29 protein-coding genes are annotated in these 26,600 nt (G+C 67.9%); 20 read left to right on the top strand and 9 right to left on the bottom strand.

The window, feature by feature from the left end; all coding sequences use genetic code 11:
• Positions 1 to 14: 14 nt before the first annotated feature.
• Together ligA and EV192_RS36280 are read right to left on the bottom strand one after the other, a co-directional pair.
• Positions 15 to 2,009 (bottom strand): NAD-dependent DNA ligase LigA, encoded by a 1,995-nt coding sequence (gene ligA / locus EV192_RS36285; RefSeq protein WP_132123149.1) that lies wholly within the window; start codon positions 2,007 to 2,009, stop codon positions 15 to 17.
• 1,106 nt (positions 2,010 to 3,115) lie between these two features.
• On the bottom strand, positions 3,116 to 3,793 hold the full coding sequence (locus tag EV192_RS36280) for a pentapeptide repeat-containing protein (protein WP_165960815.1): 678 nt from the start codon (positions 3,791 to 3,793) through the stop codon (positions 3,116 to 3,118).
• Between the two features lie 264 nt (positions 3,794 to 4,057).
• Between EV192_RS36280 and EV192_RS36275 the strand changes: the two genes are divergently transcribed.
• From EV192_RS36275 to EV192_RS36230, 11 genes are all read left to right on the top strand, one after another.
• Positions 4,058 to 4,456 (top strand): phage terminase small subunit, encoded by a 399-nt coding sequence (locus EV192_RS36275; RefSeq protein ID WP_132123147.1) that lies wholly within the window; start codon positions 4,058 to 4,060, stop codon positions 4,454 to 4,456.
• A 392-nt stretch (positions 4,457 to 4,848) separates the two neighbouring features.
• Entirely contained in the window at positions 4,849 to 5,592 is a 744-nt protein-coding gene (locus EV192_RS36270; RefSeq protein ID WP_132123146.1) for a hypothetical protein, read from the top strand.
• Positions 5,565 to 6,077, top strand: coding sequence for a hypothetical protein (locus EV192_RS36265; protein WP_132123145.1), 513 nt, complete (start codon positions 5,565 to 5,567; stop codon positions 6,075 to 6,077). The genes EV192_RS36270 and EV192_RS36265 overlap by 28 nt, the downstream gene beginning before the upstream one ends.
• 10 nt (positions 6,078 to 6,087) lie before the next feature.
• A complete protein-coding gene (locus EV192_RS54300; RefSeq protein ID WP_165960814.1) occupies positions 6,088 to 6,243 on the top strand; it encodes a hypothetical protein in 156 nt (51 codons plus the stop codon).
• Positions 6,240 to 6,701, top strand: a complete 462-nt coding sequence (locus tag EV192_RS36260; RefSeq protein ID WP_132123144.1) for a hypothetical protein — start codon at positions 6,240 to 6,242, stop codon at positions 6,699 to 6,701. Before EV192_RS54300 ends, EV192_RS36260 begins: the two co-directional genes overlap by 4 nt.
• Positions 6,649 to 7,476 carry a phage portal protein gene (locus EV192_RS36255; protein WP_165960813.1) on the top strand — a complete coding sequence of 276 codons (828 nt, stop codon included), beginning with the start codon at positions 6,649 to 6,651 and terminating at the stop codon, positions 7,474 to 7,476. Before EV192_RS36260 ends, EV192_RS36255 begins: the two co-directional genes overlap by 53 nt.
• Positions 7,473 to 9,203: a phage major capsid protein gene (locus tag EV192_RS55065; RefSeq protein WP_207926439.1), complete on the top strand. Its 1,731-nt coding sequence runs from the start codon at positions 7,473 to 7,475 to the stop codon at positions 9,201 to 9,203. The genes EV192_RS36255 and EV192_RS55065 overlap by 4 nt, the downstream gene beginning before the upstream one ends.
• The gene (locus EV192_RS36245) at positions 9,134 to 9,463 is read left to right on the top strand and encodes a hypothetical protein (RefSeq protein ID WP_207926437.1); all 330 of its coding nucleotides are present in this window, start codon (positions 9,134 to 9,136) and stop codon (positions 9,461 to 9,463) included. Before EV192_RS55065 ends, EV192_RS36245 begins: the two co-directional genes overlap by 70 nt.
• Before the next feature lie 878 nt (positions 9,464 to 10,341).
• Complete coding sequence (locus tag EV192_RS36240) at positions 10,342 to 10,599, top strand: hypothetical protein (protein WP_132123141.1); 258 nt, start codon at positions 10,342 to 10,344, stop codon at positions 10,597 to 10,599.
• Between the two features lie 2 nt (positions 10,600 to 10,601).
• Positions 10,602 to 11,426 carry a head-tail connector protein gene (locus EV192_RS36235; protein ID WP_132123140.1) on the top strand — a complete coding sequence of 275 codons (825 nt, stop codon included), beginning with the start codon at positions 10,602 to 10,604 and terminating at the stop codon, positions 11,424 to 11,426.
• 1 nt (position 11,427) lies between these two features.
• Positions 11,428 to 11,898 carry a hypothetical protein gene (locus tag EV192_RS36230; RefSeq protein WP_132123139.1) on the top strand — a complete coding sequence of 157 codons (471 nt, stop codon included), beginning with the start codon at positions 11,428 to 11,430 and terminating at the stop codon, positions 11,896 to 11,898.
• Here the strand turns inward: EV192_RS36230 and EV192_RS36225 are convergent.
• Entirely contained in the window at positions 11,895 to 12,803 is a 909-nt protein-coding gene (locus EV192_RS36225) for a hypothetical protein (RefSeq protein WP_132123138.1), read from the bottom strand. The two genes, EV192_RS36230 and EV192_RS36225, sit on opposite strands and share 4 nt — an antisense overlap.
• Positions 12,804 to 13,070: 267 nt before the next feature.
• Here EV192_RS36225 and EV192_RS36220 point away from each other — a divergent pair, with 267 nt between their 5' ends.
• From EV192_RS36220 to EV192_RS36210, 3 genes are all read left to right on the top strand, one after another.
• Positions 13,071 to 13,283, top strand: a complete 213-nt coding sequence (locus EV192_RS36220) for a hypothetical protein (protein ID WP_132123137.1) — start codon at positions 13,071 to 13,073, stop codon at positions 13,281 to 13,283.
• Between the two features lie 97 nt (positions 13,284 to 13,380).
• The gene (locus EV192_RS36215; protein WP_132123136.1) at positions 13,381 to 13,590 is read left to right on the top strand and encodes a hypothetical protein; all 210 of its coding nucleotides are present in this window, start codon (positions 13,381 to 13,383) and stop codon (positions 13,588 to 13,590) included.
• Positions 13,587 to 14,171 carry a phage tail tube protein gene (locus tag EV192_RS36210; protein WP_132123135.1) on the top strand — a complete coding sequence of 195 codons (585 nt, stop codon included), beginning with the start codon at positions 13,587 to 13,589 and terminating at the stop codon, positions 14,169 to 14,171. Before EV192_RS36215 ends, EV192_RS36210 begins: the two co-directional genes overlap by 4 nt.
• Positions 14,172 to 14,209: 38 nt before the next feature.
• On the opposite strand, the gene EV192_RS57520 is transcribed toward EV192_RS36210, so the two are convergent.
• On the bottom strand, positions 14,210 to 14,809 hold the full coding sequence (locus tag EV192_RS57520) for a GNAT family N-acetyltransferase (RefSeq protein WP_424923419.1): 600 nt from the start codon (positions 14,807 to 14,809) through the stop codon (positions 14,210 to 14,212).
• A 199-nt stretch (positions 14,810 to 15,008) separates the two neighbouring features.
• Here EV192_RS57520 and EV192_RS36200 point away from each other — a divergent pair, with 199 nt between their 5' ends.
• From EV192_RS36200 to EV192_RS36190, 3 genes are all read left to right on the top strand, one after another.
• Positions 15,009 to 15,428 (top strand): hypothetical protein, encoded by a 420-nt coding sequence (locus EV192_RS36200; protein ID WP_132123133.1) that lies wholly within the window; start codon positions 15,009 to 15,011, stop codon positions 15,426 to 15,428.
• 156 nt (positions 15,429 to 15,584) lie between these two features.
• On the top strand, positions 15,585 to 15,929 hold the full coding sequence (locus EV192_RS36195; protein WP_132123132.1) for a hypothetical protein: 345 nt from the start codon (positions 15,585 to 15,587) through the stop codon (positions 15,927 to 15,929).
• 156 nt (positions 15,930 to 16,085) lie between these two features.
• Positions 16,086 to 16,799 (top strand): hypothetical protein, encoded by a 714-nt coding sequence (locus tag EV192_RS36190; protein WP_132123131.1) that lies wholly within the window; start codon positions 16,086 to 16,088, stop codon positions 16,797 to 16,799.
• 771 nt (positions 16,800 to 17,570) lie between these two features.
• Here the strand turns inward: EV192_RS36190 and EV192_RS36185 are convergent.
• Positions 17,571 to 20,267: an AfsR/SARP family transcriptional regulator gene (locus tag EV192_RS36185; protein ID WP_132123130.1), complete on the bottom strand. Its 2,697-nt coding sequence runs from the start codon at positions 20,265 to 20,267 to the stop codon at positions 17,571 to 17,573.
• A 119-nt stretch (positions 20,268 to 20,386) separates the two neighbouring features.
• Between EV192_RS36185 and EV192_RS36180 the strand changes: the two genes are divergently transcribed.
• Positions 20,387 to 20,824, top strand: coding sequence for a gluzincin family metallopeptidase (locus EV192_RS36180; RefSeq protein ID WP_132123129.1), 438 nt, complete (start codon positions 20,387 to 20,389; stop codon positions 20,822 to 20,824).
• A gap of 77 nt (positions 20,825 to 20,901) precedes the next feature.
• On the top strand, positions 20,902 to 21,867 hold the full coding sequence (locus EV192_RS36175) for a threonine ammonia-lyase (protein ID WP_132123128.1): 966 nt from the start codon (positions 20,902 to 20,904) through the stop codon (positions 21,865 to 21,867).
• Here the strand turns inward: EV192_RS36175 and EV192_RS36170 are convergent.
• Positions 21,854 to 22,438: a TetR/AcrR family transcriptional regulator gene (locus tag EV192_RS36170; RefSeq protein WP_132123127.1), complete on the bottom strand. Its 585-nt coding sequence runs from the start codon at positions 22,436 to 22,438 to the stop codon at positions 21,854 to 21,856. The two genes, EV192_RS36175 and EV192_RS36170, sit on opposite strands and share 14 nt — an antisense overlap.
• Positions 22,439 to 22,545: 107 nt before the next feature.
• On the opposite strand from EV192_RS36170, the gene EV192_RS36165 reads away from it, so the two are divergent.
• The gene (locus tag EV192_RS36165; protein WP_132123126.1) at positions 22,546 to 23,757 is read left to right on the top strand and encodes an FAD-dependent monooxygenase; all 1,212 of its coding nucleotides are present in this window, start codon (positions 22,546 to 22,548) and stop codon (positions 23,755 to 23,757) included.
• Positions 23,758 to 23,768: 11 nt separating this feature from the next.
• On the opposite strand, the gene EV192_RS36160 is transcribed toward EV192_RS36165, so the two are convergent.
• The 3 genes from EV192_RS36160 to EV192_RS36150 all read right to left on the bottom strand — a co-directional run bounded on the left by EV192_RS36160 (position 23,769) and on the right by EV192_RS36150 (position 26,600).
• A complete protein-coding gene (locus tag EV192_RS36160) occupies positions 23,769 to 25,439 on the bottom strand; it encodes a DUF6461 domain-containing protein (protein WP_132123125.1) in 1,671 nt (556 codons plus the stop codon).
• Between the two features lie 64 nt (positions 25,440 to 25,503).
• A complete protein-coding gene (locus EV192_RS36155; RefSeq protein WP_132123124.1) occupies positions 25,504 to 26,124 on the bottom strand; it encodes a dihydrofolate reductase family protein in 621 nt (206 codons plus the stop codon).
• Positions 26,124 to 26,600: an SRPBCC family protein gene (locus EV192_RS36150; protein WP_132123123.1), complete on the bottom strand. Its 477-nt coding sequence runs from the start codon at positions 26,598 to 26,600 to the stop codon at positions 26,124 to 26,126. Before EV192_RS36150 ends, EV192_RS36155 begins: the two co-directional genes overlap by 1 nt.

The following is a 26,600-nucleotide window of genomic DNA, read 5'->3' as shown; positions in this document are numbered from 1 at the left end:
CACCGCGACCGGGGTTACGCGATGTTGGCGGCGATGAGTTGATCCCAGATCTGGCTTTGGTCGACGACTTCGACCCCCAGTTTCTCGGCCTTGGTGAGTTTGGCGGCGCCGACGTCACCACCGGTGATGAGCAGGTCGGTGCTCGCCGAGACCGAGGACGCGGTAGTCGCGCCGGCTTTCTCGCACAGCCGCTGGAACGTCGGCCGGGGGACTTTCTCGCCGGTGCGTGGGTCGCTGATCGCGCCGGTGATCACCACCGTCTTGCCGGCCAGCGGCGCGTCGGACGCGACGACCGGCGGGAGGTCCTCGTCGCGTACGTCCAGGGACACACCACGCTCCCGGAGCCGTTCCAGTTCCGGCCGCAGCCGCGCGAGGTGCATGCTCAGTGACGCGGCGACCTTCGGTCCGATGTCCTCGACGGCCACGAGTTGGTCCTCAGTGGCGTCCGCGACCTCCTCCAGCGAGCTGAATCCCGCGCGGCACAAGCGGGTGGCGGTGCCCTCGGAGGCCATCGGGATCGCCAGCCCGATCAGCGCCCGGCGCAACCCGACCCGACGGCTCGCGTCGATCGACTCGATCATCCGTGCGGCCGACACGTCACCGATCCGGTCGAACTCCAGCAGCGTCTCCGCGGTCAGCCGGTAGAAGTCCGACGGGTGCTCCAAGATCCCGACTTCGGCCAGCCGTTCGATCCACACCGGACCGACAGCCTCGATGTCCGCGGCGGCCCGCGAGGCCCAGTGGATCAACCGCCGCACCGTCTGCGCGGGGCAGGAAACGTTGGTACAGAACAGTTCGCGACTGTTACCCTGCTCGGTCAGCGGCTGCCCGCACGACGGGCAGCCGGTGGGCGGCACGATATCCCGCTCGGCGCCGGTGCGTTTCGAGGCGTCCAGCACCCCCGCGACGAACGGGATCACGTCGCCCGCCCGGCGCACCAGCACCGTGTCGCCGATCTTGATGCCCCGGGCGCGGATCACCTCCTGGTTCGCCAGGGTGGCGCGGGTGACCGTGGTACCGCCCACGAACACCGGTTCCAAGTGGGCGACCGGGGCGATCTTGCCGGTCTTGCCGACGTCCCACACCACATCGGACAGCACAGTGGTCTTCTCCTCGGCGGCGAACTTGAACGCCAGCGCGCCGCGGGGCGAGTTCGACCGGGTCCCGGCGGCGGCGTAGGCGTCGCGGTTGGCCAGTCGCAGCACGGCACCATCGAGGTCGTAGTCCAGGTCGTTGCGCCCCTGCTCGATCGCCTCGATCACCGCCTGCGCGGCGTCCGCGTCGGCACAATGACGCATCTCGGCGGCGGTGAACCCGAGCGTGCCCAACGCCTCCTGCAGGTCCACCCGCACATCACCGGGGTTCGTGGTGTCCAGGTCGAACGCGAAGAACCGCAACCGTCTCTCCGCGACCGTCGCCGGATCCTTGGCCCGCAACGTGCCGGCCGCGGCGCCGCGCGGGTTGATCAGCGGCTGGTCCGGATGCGCGGCGTTGTAGGCGGCGAACGTGGACCGCAGCATCACCGCCTCACCCCGCACCTCCACCCGACCCGACGCCGCGACCCGCTCAGGGATCCCGTCGACCAGCGCCCGCACCAGCAGGGTGACATCATCGCCGGTGGTCCCGTCACCGCGAGTGATCGCCCGCACCCACCGCCCGTCCTGGAAGACCAACGCCAGCGACAACCCATCCAACTTCGGCATCACCACCACCGGCTGACCGGGGAACCGGTCGAAGAACGCCGCGACCTGCTCAGGCCGAGTCGCCTTCTCCAGCGACAGCATCGGCCGTGAATGCCGAACCGGCGCGTGCAGCACCGTCGGCGCACCCACCAGCTCCAGCGGATTCGGCACAGGCGCCCACTGCGGGTTCTCGTCGATCAACCGCCGAAGCTCGTCCTCGATCGCGTCGTACTCGGCGTCCGCCACCAACGGCGCACCCTGGTAGTACGCGTCACGCAGCGCCGTCACCTGGTCGGCGAGTTGTCGGATCCGTCCCCGAGCGTCCATAGTGCCCCACGCTACCGCCGCCCACTGACAGTGTTGTCTGTCCTCGCTCCGCTCGGACGGCTTGAGTCAAGTCCTGTCTTAGGTACATATGTCTGCCGGAGAGTTTCCGCAGGTCAGGATAGACGGCAGGGACGGGTGGCCAGTCCTGGCCGGTCGCCCACCTGCTCCTACGACTACATCAACAGCACTAACGGTGACCAGTACGGTTACGCAAGGTTACTACGCGAGACATGGCAGGCGACCCTGAAATGCGTGGTCACTGCCGCTCAGGGCAGGGCCTGTTCTCGGCAGACTTGCTGCCTGTATTCCCAGCCACTGTTGGTCGTTCGTTGGGCGGGGGCCGGTGTGGGTGTGCGGGTACACCGACCTCCGCCGCTGCCGCCCTTCCAGTGGGCGTGTGCGTGTCGGCACCGCCTTCCGGTGCAGCGCGCAGGCAGCATTGCACGTCGGCCGTGGACAAGGCATGGACGTCGTAGCTGTTACAGGAACACGGCGACGAGCTGATAGCCGCCGTAGGTGACGACCACTGTTACGGCGAAGATCATGGTTGGCGGTGAGCTGAGATGCCACACCGCCCATGCCTGGACTGCGGTACCCCCACCCTCGGTTCGCGTTGCGCCTCATGCCGCCGGGGGCGCGAACGTGCCCGATCGGAACAACGAGGAACGACCACCCAACGTGGATACGGTGCCGACTACCGGCGACGCCGCGAGGCCGTGATCGCAACCGCAACTCACTGCTGTCTCTGTGGTGCCCCGTTCGGACCCGAGGACCCGAGGACCGCTGAACATCTGATTCCGATTCGCCACGGCGGCCGGCACGGACCACTCGGCGCCGCACACGCTGCGTGTAACTACGGGTGGAGGGGGCGGGACGGTAGGGGGACCCCGGTCGCGCGAGGCTGACCAGGGGTTACGTGACCCATCTCTTACCCCTTCACGATTGTGTACGGGTCTGGGGGCTGGACAGCGCCCGCATCATTCGTTTCCGTGCGAACTTGACGAAGGACCTGTAGTTCACCGGGTGGCCGGACTGGCTGGTCTGCCCGCCGTAATGCTGGTCCGGGTGAGTGAACTTGATCCGTGTGGCAATGGCATCGACCTGAATCACCACCACTGACCTGTCGTCTTGGAACTCGTTACTACGTTGTCGATGCGAGTAGCTGAATTGTGGCTCGCGTGGGTCAGGTTCGCGTCGTGCAAGTTCGCGCCGGTCAGAAGCGCGCCGTTGAGGTACGCGCCGGTCAGGTCCGCGCCATGCAGGTCCGCGCCGGCCAGAAGCGCGCCGTCCAGGTGCGCGATGGCCAGGTCTGCGTTGCGCAGGTTCGCGCCGATCAGGCCCGCGCCGGCCAGGTTCGTGCAGAACAGGTGCGCGCCGGCCAGGTTCGCACCGGTCAGGTCCGTGACCGAGAGACACGCGTAGTGGAGGTCGACACGGGTCCCGTTGTCGTTCGCGCTGTTTCGGCGGCCGAGGACCGTCAGCGCTGCTTGGATGTCTGTTGGCGGTTCGCATAGTCGGATGCCAGTGCTGAAGGGGGCGTTGGTGTTGGTGCGCACGAACGCGGTGAGGACTTCGATGATGGTGGGCTGGTCGGATGGGGAGTCATGGGCGAGTCGTTCGAGCGCGTGGATCCCTCCGAGGCGGATCTGTAGCCGGTCGTCTCCCTTCTGGCCGAGTTGGTCGATGGCCTTGGTGTAGCGGTCGGTGTACTGCCCTTGCGCGGTTAGCGCGTTCTGCTCCGCGTTTTGCTCTTGGGTCGCCTTCAGTGACAACGTAGTAAGCACGAGGGCGCCGATTGTGGCTAACCCGGTAATGGCTTGGGTGATGGGACCTATCCATTGGCCCCAGCCACGCAGTCGCCGTGTCCTGCGTCGGGCTGGGGGCCGCAGAGCGACACGTTTACTAGACCTGTGGGGACCGTCGGAAGTACGAAGGCGCGGACGAGGCTGCTCCATTTGTGTGCAGTCGGCGCCTACCTCGCCTTCATAAAGACCCTACTCGTCAGTAGATTGGGTGAAGGACTCCTGCCCAGTCTGTGAGGTGTTCACGTGGCTGGTCGTGGCCCGACTCCGAAAGACCCTGCGAAGCGCCGCCGCCGCAACGCGGACCCGACTCCGCCCACCGTGGTCGCCCCGGACGGGCAGGTACGCGGCCCGGAACTGCCGGACACGGTGGACTGGCCCGAACAGACCCGCCAATGGTGGAACACCTGGCGGACCTCGCCACAAGCCCAGTCCATGACCGCTACTGACTGGGACTTCCTGCTGGACACGGCCCTGTTGCACGCCGAGTTGTGGTCCGGGGTGGCCTCGGTCGCGCCCAAGTTGCGGTTGCGGGTGGGCAAGTTGGGCGCAACCCCGAGGATCGGCAGCGGCTGCGGATGCAGATCACCGAACCGGGCGCCGAGCCGCCCTCGTCCACACGGCCGGGCCGGTACTCGCATCTGACGGTGGTGTCCGAACAGGACGACTGACCACCCACCGGGGGTGCCGATGCCCTGGCGTGGTCCTGAGTACCTGGGTGAGTTCCCGTCGTTGGGGTGGGCTCTGTTGGAGTGGTGGGCGGACTACTTGCCCGCCCCGAACAACCCCGACGCGCCGTTGCTGCTAACCGATGAGCAAGCCCGACTGGTGGTGCGCTGGTTCGCACTGGACCCTGTCACCGGGGCGTTCGTGTACCGGCGTGGCTGTTCGCGCCGGTCGAAAGGGTGGGGCAAGTCCCCGCTGGGGGCCGTGAAGGCGGTCGCGGAGTTCGCTGGCCCGGTCCGGTTCGCCGGCTGGGACGCGGCAGGTGACCCGGTCCCCGGCCGTGGGGCACGGCCGGGGACCCGCCGCCGTGGGTGCAGATCGCCGCCTGTTCGGAAGACCAGACCGACAACACCTATGGCGCGCTGTACGAGCTGCTCACCGCGAACGACGGCCGCGCGGCCGACGATCTGCGGATCGATGTCGGGTTGACCCGGTGTTTCCTGACTGATCGGCCGGGCCGGTTGGAGCCGGTCACCGCGTCGGCCGGCTCCCGGGAGGGCCAGCGGGTCACCTACGCCGTGTTGGACGAGACCCACCTGTGGACACTGTCCAACGGAGGCCGGGCGTTGGCGAAGACGTTGCGCCGCAACGTGGCCAAGATGCGCGGCCGGTCGTACGAGACCACCAACAGCTTCACCCCGGGTGAAGGGTCGATGGCTGAGGACACCCACAAGGCCGCGACCACGGCCACGGCGGGCGTGTTCTACGACGCGGTGCAGGCCCCCGAGGTCAGCCAAGACGCCCCGGACGGCGAGCTGCGCGTCGCGCTGGCGGTCGCCTACGGGGACGCGCGATGGGTGGACCTGGATCGGTTGGTGGCCGAGATCCGCGACCCGGACACCGCATGGGAGGACGCGTTGCGGTTCTTGTTCAACCAGCCGACCGACAACCGGTTGAAGGCCGTGCACGCGGCCCGGTGGGGCTCGCTGGTCCGGCCTGATGTCCAGGTCGAGCGCGGTGCCCGGGTCGGGCTCGGTTCGACGGTTCCATCTCGGACGACGCGACCGCGTTGCGTGCCTGCACGTTGGTGGACGGTCGGCCGCACACGTTCGTGATCCGCGTGTGGACCCGCCCGGCGAAGGCGCCGCCCGGGTGGCGCATCCCGCGGGCAGAGGTACATGAAGCGGTGGCGTGGGCGTTCGACCACTACCGGGTGGGGTTGATGCTGTGTGACCCGGCGAAGTGGCACACCGAGATCGAGGGCTGGGCGCAGTCCTACGGCGACGACCGGGTGATCTTCTTCGACACCAACAGTTTGGTTCGGATGGCGCGGGCGTGTGACCGATGGCTGACTGCCCTCGCTGAGGGCGCGTACTCGCACGACGGGGATGCGGTCACCACGGATCACGTGTTGGCCATGCACAGAACGAAAGTGCACGTGCGGGACGCGGATGACGACGGCGGCACGAAGTACGTGTTCGTGAAAGGTCCGGACCGGCGCAAGATCGACGCCGGGATCGCGGACGTGTTGGCGCTCCAAGCCGCTGCAACGATGCCCGATGAGGACCAGGCCGCCGACCCGTGGGCGGTGTACGCCTGAAGGAGACCCCATGTCGCGTCCCGAAATCGCTCTCGCCGTGCTGTTGCTGCTGGCCGCTGGGCTGGTCGTGACCGGTGTCGCCTTGCTGTCCGTCCCGATCGGGCTGATGGTCGCGGGCGTGTTGGTCGCGGCGTTGGCCGTGCTGTTCCTGGTGGCGGTCTCGTGAGACTCTCCCGCAAGATCACCGCCCCGTCCGGTCGGGGGCGTAAGCAGTGGACCGAACCGCCGTTCTGGCAGCTCGACGTGTTCCGGGAGTCCTGGGCGGCGACCAGCACCACTAACCGGGAACGGGTCGAGAACGACTTCGCCGGCTATGTCCAGGCCGCGTACAAGACCAACGGCGTGGTGTTCGCCTGTGTCCTGGCCCAGCAACTGGTGTTCGCCGAAGCCTGGTTCGCCTCGCGGGAGCTCACCGACGCCGGCCGACCCGGCGACCTGTTCGGGTTCGACTCGCCCGACCTAGCGCTCCTGGCGAAACCGTGGCCGTCGGGCACCACGGGCGAACTGCTGGCCCGGATGGAATCCGACGTGTCGCTGGCGGGGAACTTCTACGCCACCACCGCCGGGAACGTTGGGCGGGCTGCGACCGGGCCAGGGCGGGGACCCGGACGCGTTGCTGGCTGACGAGATGTGTCACTACTCGCCGATTCCCGACCCGGCCGCCCGATGGCGGGGCATGTCCTGGCTGAGTCCGGTTCTGGAAGAGATCGGGTCGGACAAGGCCGCGACGGTGCACAAGCGGCGGTTCTTCGACAACGGCGCGGTGCCCTCGATGGTGGTGACGTTCGACAAGGACGTGCAGCCCGAGCGGTTCCGGGCCGCGATGGACGCCCGCCACAAGGGTGCGCACAACGCCTATCGGACGCTCTACCTGGGCGGTGGCGCGGACGTCAAGACCGTGTGCACCAATCTCCAACAGGTCGACCTCACAGGCGTGCAGGGCCACGGAGAGACCCGGATCGCTGCCGCTGCGGGGGTTCCGCCGGTGATCGTGGGCCTGTCCGAGGGGCTCGCGGCGGCGACCTACCGCAACTACGCACAGGCCCGCCGGAGGTTCGCGGACGGCACGATCCGCCCACTGTGGAGGATGGCCGCCGCCAGCTTGCAGAACCTGGTGACACCGCCCACTGTGGGCGCCGCGTTGTGGTACGACGACCGCGACATCCCGTTCCTGCGCGAAGACCGCCGCGACGTCGCGGAGATCCAGTTCCGGCAGGCGTCCACCATCCGCCAACTCGTCGACGCCGGGTTCGAAGCCGCGGCGGTCACGGCCGCTGTGGCCGCTGAGGGCTTCACCCTGCTACGGCACACCGGGCTGTTCAGTGTCCAGCTCCAACGCCCCAACACCACCACCCCGTCGCCTACCGGCGTCCCGACTCCACCGGAGGAGCAATCGTGAACACCAAACGCCTCCGTGTGGAGGTCAAGGACCCCGATCGGGGCGAGGTGACCGCCGTGTTCGCCACCCTGAACGCGATCGACTCCGACGGGGACGTGGCCATACCTGGGGCGTTCACCGACGGCGCCCCGGTCCGCATCTCCGCCTACGGACACACCACCTGGCAGGGCGCGCTTCCGGTCGGCAAAGGTGTCATCCGGACCACTGAGCGGGAAGCCATCCTGGACGGACAGTTCTTCCTGGACACCACCGCCGGGCGGGACACGTTCGCGGTGGTCAAGCAGATGGGCGAGCTTCGGGAGTGGCCCTACGGGTACGACCCGGTCACCTTCTCCTACGGTGAGCAGGACGACCGCCCGGTCCGGTTCCTGGAAGCCATCCGGGTGTATGAGGTGTCCCCGGTCCTGCGTGGCGCTGGTGTGGACACGCGCACCCTGGCCGTGAAAAGCGGCCCCCTGACACTGGTTGATGAGGCGCGGGCGGTCCTGGCCGCCGTGACCGACCTCAATGATCGGGCCGCTGACGTCGTGGCGAAGCGGCGCCCCAAGGGCAAGGGCCTCGGCCTCGTGTCCGCCGAGCTGTTGACCGATCTGGACACCGAGCTGGCCCGGCTGGCGTCCCTGCTCACCGAGCCCGGTGCAGACTCCGGTGCACCGTCGGCCGAGCCGACCGGGACCAAGTCGTTCGGTGACCTGTTCACCGAATCCGTTGCCTACAAAGGCGTTCAGGGACAGGTCGGGCCGGAAGCCCACCTGGACGTGGAGCTGAAGACCCTGTTCTCGACCACGGCCGGCTGGCTGCCGGAAACGTTCCGGACCGGCAAGGTGGTCGAGTTCGCCACCCGCCCGGTCCAGATCATCGACATCATCCCGGCGACCACCACCAGCCAGGCCGCCGTGGTCTACATGGAAGAGACGGTGTTCACCAACACCGCAGCGGAAACAGCGGAAGCCGGGGCATATCCGGAGGCCGGGTTGCAGCTCACCGAACAGACCTCCCCGGTGCGCAAGGTCTCGGTGTGGTTGCCGGTCACCGACGAGCAGCTCGACGACGAGCCCCAGGCACGCGGGTACGTCGACAACCGGATGCCGTTCATGCTGCGCCAGCGGCTGGACGCACAGATCCTGATCGGCAAGGGACCGCGCCGAACCTGCGCGGCATCCTCAACACCCCCGGTATCCAGACCCAGGCCAAGGGCGGCGACCCCGGTCCCGGACGCGATCTACAAGGGCATGGTGAAAGTGCCGGGTGACCGGCCGTGCCCTGCCGAACGCGGCGATCATCCACCCGAACGACTGGCAGGACATCCGGCTGCTGCGCACGGCGGACGGCCTGTACATCTGGGGCAGCCCGAGCGAGGCCGGACCGGAAAACACCGCCGTGGTCGGGGACTTCGTGAACTTCTCGGAGCTCTCGACCCGGCGGGGCGTGGACGTGCAGGTGTCCAACAGCCACGCGGACTTCTTCATCAACGGCAAGCAGGCCATCCGCGCCGACGCGCGCGCGGCCCTGCTGGTCTACCGGCCCACCGCGTTCTGCACGGTCACCGGAATCTGACAGGAGCCCAGGTATGCCGATCCTCGAGAACACCGGCAAGGTCCTCGGCGGGCTCGGCCTCGGCCGCGTCAAACCCGTCACGGCCGTGTACGACTTCACTGTGGACGGAGGCGCGGTCGGGGACATCGTGCTGCGCGGCGACACCGTCCCGTCCGGCGCGATCGTGGTAGACGCGTTACTGCACGTGGACACCGCGCTGGCCTCGGCCACCGGGACCGCCGCGTTGCAGGTCGAGACCGCCGGGGACCTGCAACCCGCTGTGGCCGCGACCGCCGCCCCCTGGTCGACCACCGGCCCGAAACGGGCCGGTCTGACCGCGACCAGCCCGCCCGTGAAGACCACCGCCCGCCGACCCATCGTGCTCACCATCGGCACGGCCGCGCTGACCGCTGGTCGGGTCACGGGCGTGGTGTGGATCGTCGAACTCTAGCCAGGAAGCGGGTCCAGTGATTGATGCGTCTACGTCTTACGGTGCAACAACGCGTCAACAAGGGCAGCCAATTGGTTTACAGGCACGAGGTACAGGACGGCCCCAACGACAAACAAGATCAGGCAGAGTCGTAGAGTCCATGACCAGCTGCCTAGCACATCCCTGGCAAGCCTCAAATAGCTGCGTTCCGGGAACACCGATGGGACAAGTCGGTTGATGTCCGCCGGCAGATGGTTCAGGTCGGGCCGCTTGGGAGCTTCGCCTCCTGCCCGTGCAGCGTCCGCTGCTTGCCTAGGTAGCTGTAGCCTGTCGCGCTTTGTCATGAAGACGCCCCTCTGTTTTGTGAGAGTGACAACTGGGCATGAACGGCTTCCTGTTGCCAACAGGGACGTTCGCGCACCCGTAGACGTCCATACATGGGATCTATCTTGACGCCTACTCAACCAGTTCCAGGGCTGGCGGAGTGCGCACGTCAAGTACCGTCCTTTTGGGACACCTTGTGATCACATCTGCCAGTCGAACTACCACACACCTTCCCGCGTCCCCGCCGAGATCGCATTGTTCGGGCGACACAAGGCAAGGGGACCAGCGTTGGCACGAGAGACCAATGCCAAGATCTGCATATGACCCCATCCTGCGCGGACGTATCGGGTGTGTTCCTGACGGCCAACCTCTATCGCCCCAAGCCGGTGTCAACTTGGCAGAACACAGGGTCGGATCACAAGCCTGGCCGCTACGCCGTCCGGGTCCGAAGGCCGAAAATCAATAACAGTTATGTTTCGGATTCGGGTAGCTCGCTACAGGGTGCGGATGTCACTCCCAGCTTTCGACACACCAGAAATCGAGCGCAAAAGCAGGAACCTAGGGAGGCAAAGACGGTGCCCACCAATACCAACATCCCCAATGCCGCCGCCACTGTCGTGTCCGGTGGGCAAGTGGAGATCACCGCCCGGTTGTACCGCACCGCCAACGACCGAATTGTCCGCGAAGGCCACCCCGACGCCGCGTTCTTCTACGGAACCCCGGGTACCTACATCTCGGTCACTGAGGCCGAACGGTACGGACTGCTGCCCGCGTCGAACGCCACGGCCGGGCCGGGCAAGGCCCGCCGCAAGCCGGACTCGCGCGGGGTGTGACCGTGGCGTTCGACCTCGGGGACACCGTCGCGTTGACAGCGGACTGCCACGCCACAGGCGGGCAGCTCGTCAACGCGGCCACGGTCACCCTCACCATCACCGCCCTGGACGGCACGACCAGCACCCCCATAGTCCCCACCCCTCCCACAGTGGTCGGTCGGTACCGGTACGACGTCGTGCCGGTACCGACCGGACGCCACCTCGTCCGCTGGGTGTTCACCGGCCCGGCCGACGCCTACACGGACGCGTTCGACGTCGACCCGGCCGACATACCGCTGGTGTTGTCCCTGGAGGGTGGTAAGCGGCAGCTCAACATCACCACCACGGATCACGATGAGGAGATCCGGGACTACCTCACGGCCGTGACCGACGTGATCGAGGCGTTGTGCGGCCCGGTCGTGACCCGCACGATCGTGGAAGTCCACGAGTTCCGGTGCGCCCTCGTGCTGGTCCTGCGGCAACCGCCCATCTTGTCTGTGCGGTCGGTGACCCCGATCCGTACTGCCGGCACCGCGCCGGCCGTGTCTGATCTGGACGTCGACAGCGACACCGGAACGCTGCGTCGCAAGGACTGCCGGTGGCTGCTCGGTGGCCCGTGGCGCGTCACCTACACCGCCGGTCGGCCGGTCGTTCCCGCGGGCATCCGACTGGCCGCACGGATCATCCTCGATCATCTGTGGCGCACCCAGAACGGCGCGGACGGACTGCCCGCGCTGGCGCACGACGACTACGCCGTCACCCAACCGATTGCCGGCCTGGGGTTCGCGGTCCCCAACCGTGCCCTGGAACTGGTCGACCGCAACCGCCGGACCCCCGAGGTGGGCTGACATGACTGATGTGTCCCGGATCCCCGCAGCCATTGACGGCCTGGTGGCGTTGTGCACCACCGCAGCGGCTCCCGCCGAGCCGCTTCACGGGGTGCACGTCTACGACGGGCCACCCGTCACCGACCTGTCCGACCCGCTCATGCTGTTCCTCGGCGACACCCCCGACACCCTGGAATCCGTGACCGGGACCCAAACATTCGCCGAGCTGGGCGGCGGGCACCGGGACGAAACGTTCGCCATCTCCTGTACCGCCGTGGCCCGAGCCGGCGACACCGACATGAAAGCCCGCCGCGACTCCGCGCACGCCATCATGGCCGCCGTGGAACGCCTGCTGCGCCCCGGCGAACCAGGTGCGGACATCACTCTGGGCGGGGCGGTGTTGTGGGCACAGGTCTCCGGGGACATCGCGCTGTCCAAAGGATCACTCGCCAAACTCACCTTCGCGGTGACCTGCCGAGCGCGCCTTACCTAGGCGCATGTCCAGGTCGCCGGCACCCAGGTCACGCCGTCTGCCGCCTTGCGCTGCCCGGCGAGCTCGTCGGTCTCGGTCACCGCCCAGACCCGTTGTCCGGCGGGGAGGTCACCGAGGAACGTGGCCGCACGCCATATACCCAGCTTTGCCTCGGTGCCGCCGATGGGGGTGTACCAGGCAGCCAGCAGCCCGTGGGAGTTGATGCCTTCCGGGTAGGGGCGGTCCTGCGCCTCGTACCGGTACACCACGCTCCCCGTGGTGTCCCACTTCGGCATGCCGGTGTAGTCGCCGAACGCGTTGCCGAGAGCGTAACCGCGTTGGAACACCTGGATGAGGAGGTTGGGGGAACCCGCCAGCTTGCGGGTGGTTCCGTCCGGTGACCACAGCAGCCCCTTCTCGGTCACCACGTGGCCCGCGTTGTCGATGCCGATCGCCACGTCGTTGGCGATGATCTGGGAGGTGCCCGGCTGGCTTCGCTTCCACACCACGGTGCGATAGACCGGCGAGATCTCAGCGTAGGCGGTGCCGACGATGTCGCCCGTGTCGTTGATGGCCTTGGCAGATGCGCTGTCGCTGCCGGCGGGGGTGGGAAGCGTCTGGAACGTGCCGTCGCGGTACACGAAGGCAGTGCGTGACCGCCCGTCCCAGCCGACGATCTCGCCGCTGCCGTTGACTCCGGCGACCGAGATGGATGTGCTGACCGGAGCGTTCACGTTGACAAGCTCGCCGTTGTGCCAGAGCAACAACGTTCCGTCGGTCGCCTGTCCGGCCAGATAGCCGTTCGAGCCCGCAGCCCGCATCGTTCCGCTCGTCACACCCGCCGGCAACGGCAGGTACGACGGTGTCGAGGTGCACAGGTCCTGAGCCTGTGCCTGGGTCGGCACGGCCAGCGAAAACAACGTCAAGAGCGCAGCAGAAAAGGCGATCATGCGACGCATTTGTCCCCCCGAGTGTGTTGCCGCGATGTGTGGTCGTCGGTACCACGCACCAGTGTGCCGCACCAAGGATTGACGTGCATCAAGAAACTCTCGGGGACATTTCACACGTGAGACAACTTGTTTGACGGCAACGAAGGTTCTGGTAGGTCCAATTGGCAGGTGACTCGTTCTCTCATGGATCTTCCTTCCTGCCTTCGTATGAGCCTTCCTCTCTGTCTACTTCCTAGGAGCCCCATGCCCGAACAAACCCCGGACGCCACTGAAGACACCGACGGGGCCAAAGTGCGCAACATGACCGGTGAGCCCCGCGACCTCCCGGTCGCCAGCCGGATTGTCCAGCCCAACGACCTAATCACCCTGCCCCGCCTGGTGGCCGAACGGCTGGCCGAACAACCCGGCTGGGACCTCGTCGTACCCCACAAGCCCACCAGTCGGAGAGAGGAGTAGCTACCCGTGGCCGCAACAGGTTCAGGACACCTCTCAAGATGTCCGCACCACCCGCACCGCCAAAGGCGGCGTGGAACTCCCGGTCACTGACCGGTCCATGAGCCTGTTGTGGAAACACATGCTCGGCGGAACCCCGGTCATCACCGACACCGCACCGACCGGCGGCAAGATCCACCGCATCCAACCCGGACCGCTCGCCGGGAAGTCTCTCACTATCCAGAAAGGCGTCCCCGAGCCGGTCACCGGAAACCCGGTGTCCGCGTTGAACTACATCGGCGCCCGCGTCACTGAGTGGACCCTGGGGTGAAAGTCAACGACCTGTTGCGGCTCAAGCTCGACCTGGACGCCTTCGACGAGGTCGCCGACACACCCCCGCTCGCGGTCGCCAACTACCCGATCACCCGCCCGTTCCACTTCGCACAATGCACCATCAAGACCGGCGGGACCGCGACCACCACCAACGGCATCGTGTCCGTGGCCGGCGGCACCCGACTCAACCGAGTGACCGGGTTCGAACTCAAAGGCGCCAACCCCATGGACACCAGCAGGTTCTTCCTCGGCGCGTCCGGGCTGAAAGACGAGCAGATCGAAAACGACTTCCGCGACCTAGCCCTAAGTGTCGACGCGGAGTTCAACCGCGCCCAGGTCTACGACACCTACCGAGCCGGCGCATTCCTCCCAGTCCAGATCACCTTCACCGCCGGCCTGATCGCCACCGGCGTAAACGCCGTGTTGGACATCGTGTTACCGGCCGCCCGGTTCGAATCCAACCCGGTCACCGTCGACGGCCCCGACATCGTGCAAGCCAAAGCCGAACTCGTCATCGAGAGCGACGAGACCAACCCACCGATCCAGATCACTTACATCACGCCGGACACTAATCCCTAGCCTGGCCAGCGTCTCATGGCTGATGGGACATGGACGGGTCATCGACAGGTCGTCGGGTACTCGGCGTCGTGACGGAACCATCGCGCGGATACCGTGCGCCCGTTCGGCAGTTGGTGATGATCGGGACCCGTATCCTCGATGAACCCTGCCGATGTGAGCGCACCGACACACGCTGTGTTTGCCACTTCAGTGCCGGCACGGACCGTGGCGACACCTAAGTGGTGATGAGCAAAGATCGCCGCCCCCTCAAACAGTTCACGCCCCAGACCGCGCGCCCGGAATGCCGGCGCCAACCAGCCACCGACCTCGTGCCGCACTTTGTCCAGTACGACGCCACCGGCGATTCGGTCGCTGGCATGGTGGATCGCGACAAGTAACCATTGGCCAGGGGAGTTGCTCCACCGTCGTGAGCCCTGGCCTGGCCGTTGGGCAAGGTACGCGGCACGATGTTGTTCACGAACGATGTCACGGGGTAACCATCCGAGCCACCGCTGTGCGGCATCGTCGCTGGCCCCGGTAACAGCAATGGTGGCGTCGTCGGCGGTGGGATGACGTAATATCAACTGTTTCGTGCACAGGTGGTGTTGACCGCGCCGACACCGCGATGCGGTGCTTGTGCGCGTCCTTCCGCCAAACATTGGGTTCGTCGCCTCCAGTCGGACAACCGTGTCACCAGGACGGGTCCGTATGTGCTTCAAGGAGCATAGTGCAGCCAAGACGGACTTGACGATCAAGGCCGACGAGCCAACCCGCACTCACGTCACGCCAGATACCACTCGTAGTCAGGGGGAGCCACCAAGGCCCGCGGGCTGGGTCGTCGACGTGAAGGGGGTGCGCATGGCGACCAGCGTTACCGTGACCGGGACCGAACAGTTCCGGGATATCGCTGTCCGGCTGAAGGAAGCCGGTCACGGCGAGTTGCGGCGCGAGCTGGCCCGCGCGATGCGGGACGCAGCGGCCCCGGTCGTACAGGACGCACAAGAACGGGTCCGGTCCCTGCCCGTAGTCGGTGTGGGCGGGGGCGCCTCGGCGCGAGCCGCCCGATCCCGGCACGCGTTGCGGGGTCGGCGCGTGTTGAGCGACCGGGTCAAGATGCGCGCCCACCTGCGGTCGGGCCTGCGGGACACCATCGCTCGCGCAGTCCGCGCCCAGGTCAGCACCTCCGGCGAGTCCGCTCGGGTCCGTGTCCAGGTGCACAAGACCGTCCTGCCGCCCCGTCAACGGACCTTGCCCGGCCATCTCAACACCGGCCGCTAGCGACACCCGGTGTTCGGCAACCGGGACGTGTGGGCCACCCAGACGGCGCCCCCCGGTTGGTTCGACGACACCATGCGGGACGGCGGCCCCCGAGTACGGCAAGCAGCCCTGGACGTGGTCGAACAGTTCCTTGACAGATCGGAGTAACAGTCCACAATGGCCAAATTCGTCTTAGACGGTATCGACTATCCGTTCGACACAGACCACCTGACCAACCGCGAAGTCATCCAGTTGGAGAAGGCGACCGGGGCGAGCATCGGGTATCTGGTGGATTCCTTCAACGCCAACGGCGGCACCGGCCGTGACGCGTTCTTCTGGCTCGCCTGCCGCCGCCTGGGCGAACACATCGAGTACGCCGAACTGGAGTACAACTACGCCGCGCTCCGGTTCATCCCGGACACGACGCCCACCCCCGAGCCCGGCGAGGGAACCGCCCCGGAGCAGCCGGAGCCTACCGGAGCGCCCCACAGTGGCGCGCTCCGGAACACCGGCAACGCGTAGCCGAGTACAAGCCGTACCTGTTGCTGTTGTGGAACATCACACCCGCTGACGTCGACGACATGTCCTATGCGGACTTCATGATGTGTGTCGGCCTTGTCCAGCAACGCCTAGCGGACCTCAACACCAGATAACCCAGTCGGCAAGGGGTGATCCCCCTTGCGCGATCTGGTCTTCACCATCCTCGGCATTGACAAGGCGTCCCCCGCGTTCAATGAGGTCGGGGCCTCTGCTGACAAAGCACACGACAAGTTGGACGCGTTCGGCTCGTTGTCGATCAAGAGCCTTGCCGGCGTCACGGGTGGAGCGGTCGCGGCCGGTGCCGCTGTCGGCGGTGCCTTGGCTGGCGTCACGCTGGCGTTCGGCGGGATGGGCGCCGCCGCGCTGAAGAACAACGCACCGTGCCCGGACTCAAGGACGCGGTCGCCTCCTCCGGGCCGATGTTCGACGGGCTACGGTCGCTGGCCGAGCAGACCGGGTAGCGGACTGTCGGAGTTCTTCCGCAACATCAGCACGGCCGCGCCCGCCGCCGGTCAAGCACTGTCCGGCCTGGGCGGGATCGTCCGCGACGCGCTCGGGTTCGCCGGCACACTGTTCGCGCAACTGGCCACCTCGGGCGCCCCCGTCCTAGCCAGTCTGCGCGAGCTGTTCGCCGCGCTCACGTCCACAATGTCCACTTTGGCCGCTGGGGCGCTGCCGGTGTTGTCGGCCACCGCCAGTAGCTTGATCACGATCTTTACCGGCGTGCTCAACGTGGTCCGCCCGTTGGCGGGTGTGCTCGGTCCGTTGGCCGGGATCGCCTTGAGCACCGCGGGCGCCTTCAAAGTGTTCTCCGGCATCGGAAGCGGGTCACCGCCGCAGCGTCGGCGTTGACCGGGTTCGCCAGCCGGGCCAAGGAAGCCGCAGCCGCCGGCGGTACGCTCGGTGGCGGGGCCGGAGTGGCCACCAGTGCCCTCGGCAAGGTCGGCGGGGTCCTGGGCAAGGTCGGCGGCGCTATCCCGGTCGTCGGCGCCGCCCTGACCGGCCTGGGCGCCATCTTCGAACTGATCGGGAACGACTCCGACAAGGCCAGCCAACAAGCCGACCACCACACCACCGCCCTCGGCGAGACCGAACGCGCCACTCAGAAGGTCAAGCAGGCCCAGCAAGCCTACGACGAAGCTGTGTCCCGCTCCAGTCCCGGCTCGCACGCCGCGATCGAGGCACAGAAACAACTCGCCGACGCGGTGGAGAACGAAGCCCGCGCACAGAAACAAGCCTCGGACGCGACCAAGAACCACACCCAACGAATCACCGAACAGACCCTTGCCGTGTTCGGATCGCAACAGCAGTACCGCGAATCCGTCCTCGCCGAACAGCAGGCCCACCAGAACGTGATCACCGGGTTGAAGCAGCACACCGCCGCGTCGCTGGAAGGCAAGCAGGCACAGGAAAGTTGGAACTCTGCGATCCTGCAATCGATCACCCAGGCTGGCAACTACAAGGCTAGCTTGGTGACCACAGGGGTGGAAGCCGACGTCAACGCCGCGAAGCTGCAAGGGATGAACGCCGAAGTCCTCAGGCTGGCCCAGTTGTACGGCAACGACGCGCCACTCGCGTTGCGGCAGGCCATTGCGGCGATGGATCAGACCGCGCTGTTCTGCCCTATCCGCCCTCGCCGAGCAGTCGCTGAGTCTCGAGCGCGTTCGCCGCCCGGCCCTGTTGCTCGTACATGGCGAGCGCGTTCTGCCAGGAGGCACGTGCCTGCTGGGGTTGCCCGAGTGCGGCGTAGGCGTGGCCCAGGCGGTTGAGGGTGTCCGCCTCTTCCGCCGCGGAGCTGATTGTGCGCAGGAGCGTGAGGGCCGTCCGGTAGTGGTCGATCGAGTCGGCGTGACTGCCGGTGTGGTGCGCTATGTAGCCCAGACTGTCCAAAGTGGTTGCCTGGCCTTCGATGTTCCCGTGGCGCAGGAAGATCTCGTACGCCGCGTGGCAGTGGTCGCGGCCTGCGGCGAAGTCGCCGGATTTGGCGGCGTACCAGCCGACCGCGTTGAGCGCACCGGCCTCCCACACTGGGTCGTCGAGGGTGCGGGAGATGCGCAGCGCTCGCTCGGCGTGCTCGCGGGCCTGCTGGCTGTCACCCCTGGACATCGCGGCGGCGGCGAGCGTCCGGTGGGTGTGGGCCTGGTTGAGGGTGTCGTCGTGGTGTTCGGCCAGCGCCAGCGCGTTGCGCAGACAACAGTCGGCTTCGTCGTGCTGGCCGAGGTCGGCGTGTGCGCGGCCGAGCAGCCGGTGGGCGACTATGTGTGCGGTCGGGTCGGACAGGTGCGCCACGGCCTCCACTCCGGCCGTCCACACGGCGAGCCGGTCGCGGAGGTGGCCGCGGCGGCGGAGGTAGGTCTCCAGCGTGCCCGCCAGGCCCCAGGTGACGCGGTGCAGTTTCCTGGTCGCCGCCGCCTGCTGGATGGCGAGGAGGTTGTCGCGTTCGGTGTCGAACCAGCGCATGGCGTCTGCCGGAGTGAGCGGGACGCAGCCCGCGACCGGCGGCGCCAGCCCCAGCGACGGGCGTGTGGGGTTGAGGACACCGTGGGCGTTGCTCGCGGTTTGCAGGTAGAAGTCGATCACGCGGTCCAACGCGGCGGTGCTGACCTCGTCGGGGAGGTCGCGGGCGGTGTCGCTGGCGTGGCGTCGGATCAGGTCGTGCATCCGGTGGCGGCCGGTGTCCGGGTTGCCGAGCAGCGACGCCTGTGTCAGGCCGCGCAGGATGTCCGCAGCGGCGGTCTTGGGCTGGCCGAGCAGGCTCGCGGCCGCGTCCACGCCGATGTCGCGGCCTGGCGCGATGCCCAGCAACGCGTACGCGGTGGCCTGTTCGGGGGTGAGGCCCTTGAGCGACAAGGAAAGCACTGCGGGCAGGCTGGCGGACGGGTCGGTGTCGGCGAGTGCGTCGAGCCCGAAGTCGCGGAGTTCGGCGGCCAGCCCGGCGAGCGTGAGCTGTGGCCGCGTCTGCGTCTGGGCGGCGGCGAGGCACAGCGCCAGCGGGAATCCGCCGCACAGCTCCACGAGGTGGGTGAGCGCCTCGGGTTCGGCGGCCGCGCGGCCGGCGCCGATCCGGTCGGTCAGGAGGGCGCGTGCCTCGGTGGGGGAGAGCACATCCAGCCGCAGGTGGCTCGCGCCGTGCCGAGCGACCAGGCCGGTCAGGTTGGCGCGGCTGGTGATGAGGACCGTGCAGTTTTCGCTGTCCGGCAGCAGGGGTGTGACCTGGGCGCTGTCCGCCGCGTTGTCGAGCACCATCAGGATTCGCTTGCCCGCTAACAGTTTCCGGAACAGTGCGGCGGCGGCGTGCGGGTCCGTCGGGACACGCTCGACGCCGAGTGCGTCGAGAAAGCCGCGGACAGCGGTCGCCGCTGTCATAGGCGGGCTGTCGGGGCTGAAGCCGCAGAGGTCGACGAACAACTGGCCGTCGGGGAAGCGTTCGGCGTTGCGGTGGGCCCAGTGCAACGCGAGCCACGTCTTGCCGATCCCGCCCGCGCCGGCGATCACCACCGGCGCATCGCCAAGCTTGGCCAGGTCCTGGTGACGGCCGACGAACCGCTGGGGTGCGCGTGGCAACTGGCGGCACAGCGCCGCCGCCGCGATCGTCGGCGCTTCCCGTGTGGCCAGCAGGGTTCTGTGGAGGTGCCGGAGTTGGCCGTCCGGCTCGGTGCCGAGTTCCTCGACGAGCCGCTCGCGGATCCGGAGGTAGTGCGCCAGCGCGTCCCCGGTGCGCCCGGCCTGGTGCAGGGCGAGCATGTACTGACCGGCGACGCGTTCGTCGAGCGGCCGGTGGGCGGCCTGGGTGGCCAGCTCGGCCACCAGGTGCTCGCCGGCTCCTGCTCGCAGCCGCGCGTCGGCCAGGTCGCGCTGGGCGGCGATTCGCTCTTCGTCGAGTCCGGCGCGTTCGACAGCGGCCCATGTGCCGGTGAGGCCGGTCAACGCTTCGCCGTGCCACAGATCCAGGGCTTCGGTGAGCATCCGCGTGGCTTCGGCGGCGTCGGGTTCGGAACGAGCGCACGTACAAAGGTCGCGGAAGGCGAGCACGTCAATGGTGCCCGTCGTGGTGAGCGCGTAGCCGCCGGGCCGCCGGTCGATCTCGAGTGACTCGACGTCCGCGAGTGCCTGCCGCAGCCTGGAGATGTAGCTGTAGAGCGTCGCCCGACCGCGCCGGGGCACGTCCTCGCCCCAGACCCGGTCGACCAACCGGTCCACCGGCACCACCCGGCCCGCGTCCAGGGCGAGCGCGGCCAGCACGCACCGCTGTCTGGCCGGCCCCAGATCGACCCGGTTCCCGTCGGCACGCACCGTCACTTCGCCGAGCAGACGCAACATAACGCCACCCTCATCCTGCCCTGACCTGCGGAATGCAGAAGCGCCGCAAGCTGTCCGCGATGCCCGCTGCCCAGTATGTCCAGGTAACCGACGGACACCGGACCAGGGGAGTGGGAACTTTGATCGGAAACAGGATGGCGAAACTGGCCGGTGTGGCGCTGGTCGCCGGCGCGGGGCTGGTGGTGGGGCCGGTGGGCCTGCCGGCGGCGTCGGCCCAGGTACTGGCCTGCCAAACCGTCGGGCACGTGGCCGGCACGGTCCCGGAGTTCACCCTGTACGACAACACGATCTACTCGGGCGCCTGCATCACCTTCTACCGGCACGGCAACTGCTCGGCGTCGACCGGGGACATCGACGGTCTCTACAACCTGGCCGGCTGGAACTGGGACAACAAAGCCAGTTCGGTGCACACCGCCAGCCAGTGCGACGTGTCGCTCTACGACGCACGGGACTGCCCGCACACAGGCGCCCACACCACGTGGATCGACCAGAGCGCGGACCTGCGGCTCGGCGGGGTGAACTGGCAGGACCGCGCCACCTGCGTGATCGTCAGCTGATTCGGAGTTCCCACCGACAGGACACGGCCCCGGCACGATGACACGGTGCCGGGGCCGGCTGACTACGCTGCTCCATTGTGGCGGGGACGCGGCTTGACATCACTCGGATCGAGGCGGCGCGGCGGGCCATCGATCCGACCTTTCTGGACACTCCGCTGTACCGCTGCGAGGCGCTGGAGCCCGTCCTCGGATGCGCGGTGAGCGTCAAGCTCGAAACGGCGAACCCGGTCCGCAGTTTCAAGGGCCGAGGCACCGAGCTTGTCGCCAGCCAACTCGCCGGCGGCGCCGCGGTGTGCGCCAGCGCGGGCAACCTCGGCCAGGCCCTGGCTTGGTCCGGTCGCGGTCGGGGGCTCGACGTCACCGTTGTGGCGTCCCGCTTCGCGCCGGCGGCCAAGCTTGATCGGATCCGCGCGTTGGGCGCCACTTTGGAGTTGGTGGACGGCGACTTCGACATGGCTCGCGAGCGGACCGTGGCCATCGCCCGTGATCGCGGCATCCGGCTGGTCGAGGACAGCCTGGACATCGAAACCTGTGAGGGCGCGGCGACCATCGGCCTGGAACTGGTGGACGCGGCGCAGCCGTTCGACACGGTATTGATCGCCCTAGGCGGTGGGGCGCTCGCGACCGGGGTGGGGCACGTTCTGAAGACCCGCGCGCCGGGAGTCGAGGTGGTCTGCGTGCAACCGTTGGGCGCGCCGGCGATGACGCGCTCGTGGCGGGAACGGCGGGTCGTCACCACCGACTCGACCGACACCATCGCCGACGGGGTCGCCGGGCGGCTGCCCATCCAGGAGGTCCTGGACGACCTTCTGCTGGTCGCCGACGACGCCGTGCTGGTCCGCGAGGAGTCGATCATCGCCGGAATGCGGCTGCTTCTGGAGCATGCCGGCCTCGTCGTCGAACCGTCTGCCGCGCTTGGGATCGCGGCGATCCTCGAAGACCGTGACCGCTTCGCCGGCCGGCACGTGGTCACCATCGTGTGCGGCAGCAATGTCGACGTGGACGCCTACCACCGCTGGGTCGGAACCGCTACTCGCCGGTGATCATGGTGGTCAACGCGATGAGGCCGTCGGTGATGTCGTGTTCGTCGGGCGCTTGGTCGGGGTCGAGGGTCCACTGCATCAGCAGGCCGCTCATCAGGCCCAGTTGTAGCGAGCCGACCGTGCGCGTTGCCCGGCTGTCCAGGCTGTCCTCGGCGACGCCGAACAGGCCGGCGGCGAGGCCGCTGCGGCCTTCCCGCATCCCCCGGACCATCACTTCGCGGATGACGGGGCTGTGTTCGGCCTGGACCGCGGCTTCGACGGAGGCGAGCCAGAGGCGCCGGTTGGCGGTGTAGGAGGCGATCGCCTGCCGCCAGAACGCCTCGTACCGTTCGCGGGGCGACGCCTCGGGGGACAGGGCGGCCTGCACGGCGGCCCCGATCTCGGCCCCCCACTCGTCCATGGCCTGCATGAACGCCTCGGTGAGCAGGGCCTCCCGGGAGCCGAAGTGGTAGCCGATGGCGGCGTGGTTGACCCCCGCGGCCACGGCGATGTCGCGGACCGTGGTGCGGGCCCACCCCTTGTCCTTGAGGCAGGCCAGCGCCCCGGCCAGGAGGTCTTCGCGGTTTCCCATGGCGACCATGCTATCCGCCTGGTCTAGCCAAGCGGTTTATCCATATGGATTGACCAAGCGGATAAGAGTTCGGTACGGTCGGTCCACCACGAGCTGGAGGAGCAGAGATGACCAGGACCGTTCTGATTTCCGGAGCCGGCATCGCCGGACCGTCATTGGCTTTCTGGCTGGGCCGCGGCGGCTACGACGTCACCGTGGTGGAGCGGTCGTCCGGCCTGCGCGCCAGCGGCGCGGCCGTCGACTTCCGTGGTGACCAGATGGCGTTGCTGCGCCGGATGGACGTGCTCGCCGACATCCAGGCCCGCCAGACCGGCATGGGCGACCAGCTGGTGGTCGACGCCACCGGTCGCCGGCTGGCGACGTTCCCGGCGGCGCTGTTCAGCGGTGAGGTCGAGATCGACCGCGGCGACCTCGCGTTGATCCTGCACGAGCGCACCAAGCACCACGTCGACTACGTCTTCGGCGACCACATCACCGCGATCGCCGAACACGCCGACGGGGTGGACGTCACCTTCGCGAACGGCCCCGCCCGTACCTTCGACCTCGTCGTCGGCGCGGACGGCCTGAACTCGGCGGTGCGTCGCCTGACCGTCGGCCCGGACGACCCGTTCCGGCACGACCTGGGCTTCTACGCCGTCGGCTTCACCACGGCCAACACCTTCGGCCTGGACCACAGCGGCCTCACCTACAACGAACCCAACCGCTACATCTCGATCAGCAGCGCCAGGAACACGTCCCGGGCGAGCGTGAGCATGGTGTTCACCGCGCCCGCCCTGGACTACGACCGGCAGGACACCGAACAGCAGAAGCGCGTGGTGGCCCAGCACTTCGCGGGCGTCGGCTGGAAAACCCCCGAGGTGCTCGCCGCCCTGCGTGCCGCGACCGACCTGTACGTCACCCCGCTCAGCCAGATCCGGCTCGACCGGTGGTCCACCGGACGGGTGACACTGCTCGGCGACGCCGCCTGGTGCGCCGGGCCCGGCGGCAACGGCACCGGCCACGCCATGCTCGGCGCGTACACCCTCGCTGGCGAACTGGCAGCAGCCAACGGCGACCACGGGCCCGCGTTTGCCCGCTACGAGCAGATCATGCGCCCCACCGTGGAGAAATCCCAGAAGTTCGCCGCCAAGGCCGGCGGCTTCCTCGCCCCGCCCACCCAACGAAAGATCAACCGCCGCAACCGCACCTACCGGATCCTGTCCTCGTCCCTCTTGACCAGCGTCTTCACCAGGCTGAGCAAGAAGAACACCAGCACAGGCAAGCTCACGGACTACCCGTTGCCGTCGACGTCACGCGTCAGCGGGTCACCCAGGCCGTGACCGTCCGTTCACTACTCCAGGATGTAGGCCTGGTCGGCGGCGTAGATCGCGGACAGGTCGTCGGCTGTCATGCCACGGCCGACGAACCGGGCGATCGCGGTCAGTCCTTTCGCGTTGTAGTGGCGGAAATCGTCGAAGTCCAGGTCGTCGATGTGCGGTGCGCCGGGATCACGGCCCGGGTGGCCCGCGAACACGAGTTCGCCGCGCTCGGCGAGGCTGAGCTGGAAGTTGGCGTTGACGTTCCAGTACAGGCTCGCGGCTTTACCGTTGCGGGACAACGCTGTGAGCGTGTCACGGTCAGCGCCTTGGAAGCCGTTCTCCTCGACGGCCAGCACCACGTCGTCCACGGTGAGCAGGGTCAGTAACGCCACGTAGCCGTAGTGCGGAGGTCCGTGTCGCTCCAACGCGGCCCGCTGGACCGTTGCCCTGATCGGCACGGGCGCGGTCGGGTCGCCCCCGAAGGTGCTGACCACTTCGTCCTGGGTGAGCCCTCGGACAACGGTGATCGTGGCGGCCTCGCACAGCGAGCTTTTCTCGATCCACCGGTACTCGGCCTCGGGCCGGACCATCCGGGACGGCTCCTGTTCACCACGTAACCGATGGCCGAGCCGGTCGGTCTTCTTGTGCACGACCTCGGGCGCGGCCGGTGCCTGCCACATGACCAAGTGGTAGGAGTCTTCGGCGTCGTCGCGGCCGGTCACGTGCACACGGAGGCGATAGTCACCCGGCCACGGCGGCGACGTCCAGCGCTGGCGGTGGCCGTAGTTCGGCGTGTCGGCGTGCAGAACCGCGCCGCCTTCTGGCGCCGTCCAGCTGATCTCGACGACCTCGTCCCAGATCGTCAGGTCGATCTCGTCAGGTGGCCCGGTCAGCACGTGCACCGACAGTTGGACATGACCTTCGGCGACGCCGGTACGGATCACCACGCCGTCCTCAACTGCGGCCACCAGGCCATTGCCGGCGAAGTCGACGTTCGCGGGCGTCGAACCCTCGGTGATCCAGAACCGGTGGTCCGTCACCGTGGCGGACATCGACGCCGTCCGCGGCAGCAGGTACTCGGCGCGCCGCTTGGCCAGCACAGCCGCCGCGTAGCCAAGAGGCTTGGGCACTGTGGGCACCACGATCGCGGTGGCACCCAACGCCACCCCGATGATCGCAGGTGTCTCGGCGGCCACCGCGGTGCCGAACGAGCGCAGCACCGCGGTCGACACGACGACGGCCAATGCGAAGTGCGCAGCTCCGTGTTGTGCGGCGATCTCCGCCTCGTCACCGACCGCGTCCGGCACGGCGGCCTTGTCCAACAGCGCTTCCACCAGACTCACCACCAGGTCGGACGCGCCGACGTGCACCTGCTCGACGATGGCCACAGCCTGCTTCGTGGCTGACTGCTCGACGCCGGTCGTCAGGAGGCCGAACCGCGTCACGGTCGGCCGGGCGACGCCGGTGACAAGGTCGTGCGGGATGTCCACGGCCAGCCGGTCAACGGTCAGCTCCAACGCACCCAACAGACGTTCGGCCAGCACATCGCCGATCTCGTCCAGTGCCGCCTGGACTCTCGTGCCATGGTGCTGATGCCCCTTCGGCTCCCACCGACCCAACCGAGCAGCCGGTTCTTTCGGCACCAGCGCGACGACGTCAGCCAACACAGCGGACACAAACGGTTCGAAATCCGTGATCCCCATCGCGCCATCCTGTCAGCGCCGCGAAAGCACAGCCCGTCCTGGGGCGCTACCGACCTCGGGCCAGTTACCGCTCCCGGACGGTGTAGGTCAGGTGTGTCACTCTCGGGGAGGGCTCCGCGCGGACCGGCTCCAGGGCCACCCGACCCGCGTCCACGCCTTCGAACAGGCGGATTCCGGTGCCGAACAGCACGGGTGAGAGCGCGATCGTGAACTCGTCGATCAGGCCGGCGTTCACGTACTGCAGGATCGTCGCGCCGCCGCCCGCGACGCGGACGTCCCGGTCGCCGGCGGCCTCGCGGGCCTGCTTGAGCGCGGTCTCGATGCCGTCGTTGACGAAGTGGAAAGTGGTTCCGCCCGGCCGTTCCCAGGGGTCACGCTGCTCGTGCGTCACGACGAAGACCGGCGTGTGGAACGGCGCCTCCTCCGGCCACGCCTGCTCGCCGGCGTCGAACATGCGCTTGCCCATCACGCTCGCGCCGGTGCGCTCGAACGTCTCCCGCGCGATGTCGTTGTCGCGCCCTTCCTCGCCGCCCTCGCCGAGCTTCAGGTTCTCCCGGAAGAACCGCAGGGGGAAAGCCCACCGCTGCAGTTCCATCCACTGCTGCCCCATCAAGTCCTCGGTGGACTCAGGCGCGATGAACCCGTCCAGCGACATCGAAACGCTGAAGAACACTTTTCCGGCCATCAGTCCTCAACTCCTGTCCGAACGATTTCGGTGATGTAGGCGGCCAGGTTGTTCAGGGTCTGCTGGCCGCCCTCGATCGCGTGGTATTTCTCGACTGCCTCGTCGCGCAGTTCCTTGGTGGGGAACAGCGTGCGCATCTGGATCCGGGTGGCCGCGCCGTCGGGTGCGAACGTCAGGACCGACTCGAAGGTGTTCGGGTCGTCGCGGGACTCACCGTGCCGCAGCGCGATCCGTTCCGGCGGGGCGATCTCGGTCCAGGAGATCCACTCCTGGTAGGCCGTCCCGTCCGGTCCGTGCATCACGAAGTCCCACTGCCCGCCGACGCGGAACTCGAACGCCCGCGTGGTGGTGGTGAACCCCTCCGGTCCCCACCACCGCGACAGGTGCCGGACCTCGGTGAACGCCTCGAACACCAGCTCCCGTGGGGCATCGATGACTCGGGAGACGACGATCTCGCGGTCGGCCGTCGCGCTCAT

Origin of the sequence: Actinocrispum wychmicini (assembly GCF_004345645.1) — a bacterium.
GTDB lineage: Bacteria > Actinomycetota > Actinomycetes > Mycobacteriales > Pseudonocardiaceae > Kibdelosporangium > Kibdelosporangium wychmicini.
This window is presented reverse-complemented; position numbering and strand designations above follow the sequence as displayed.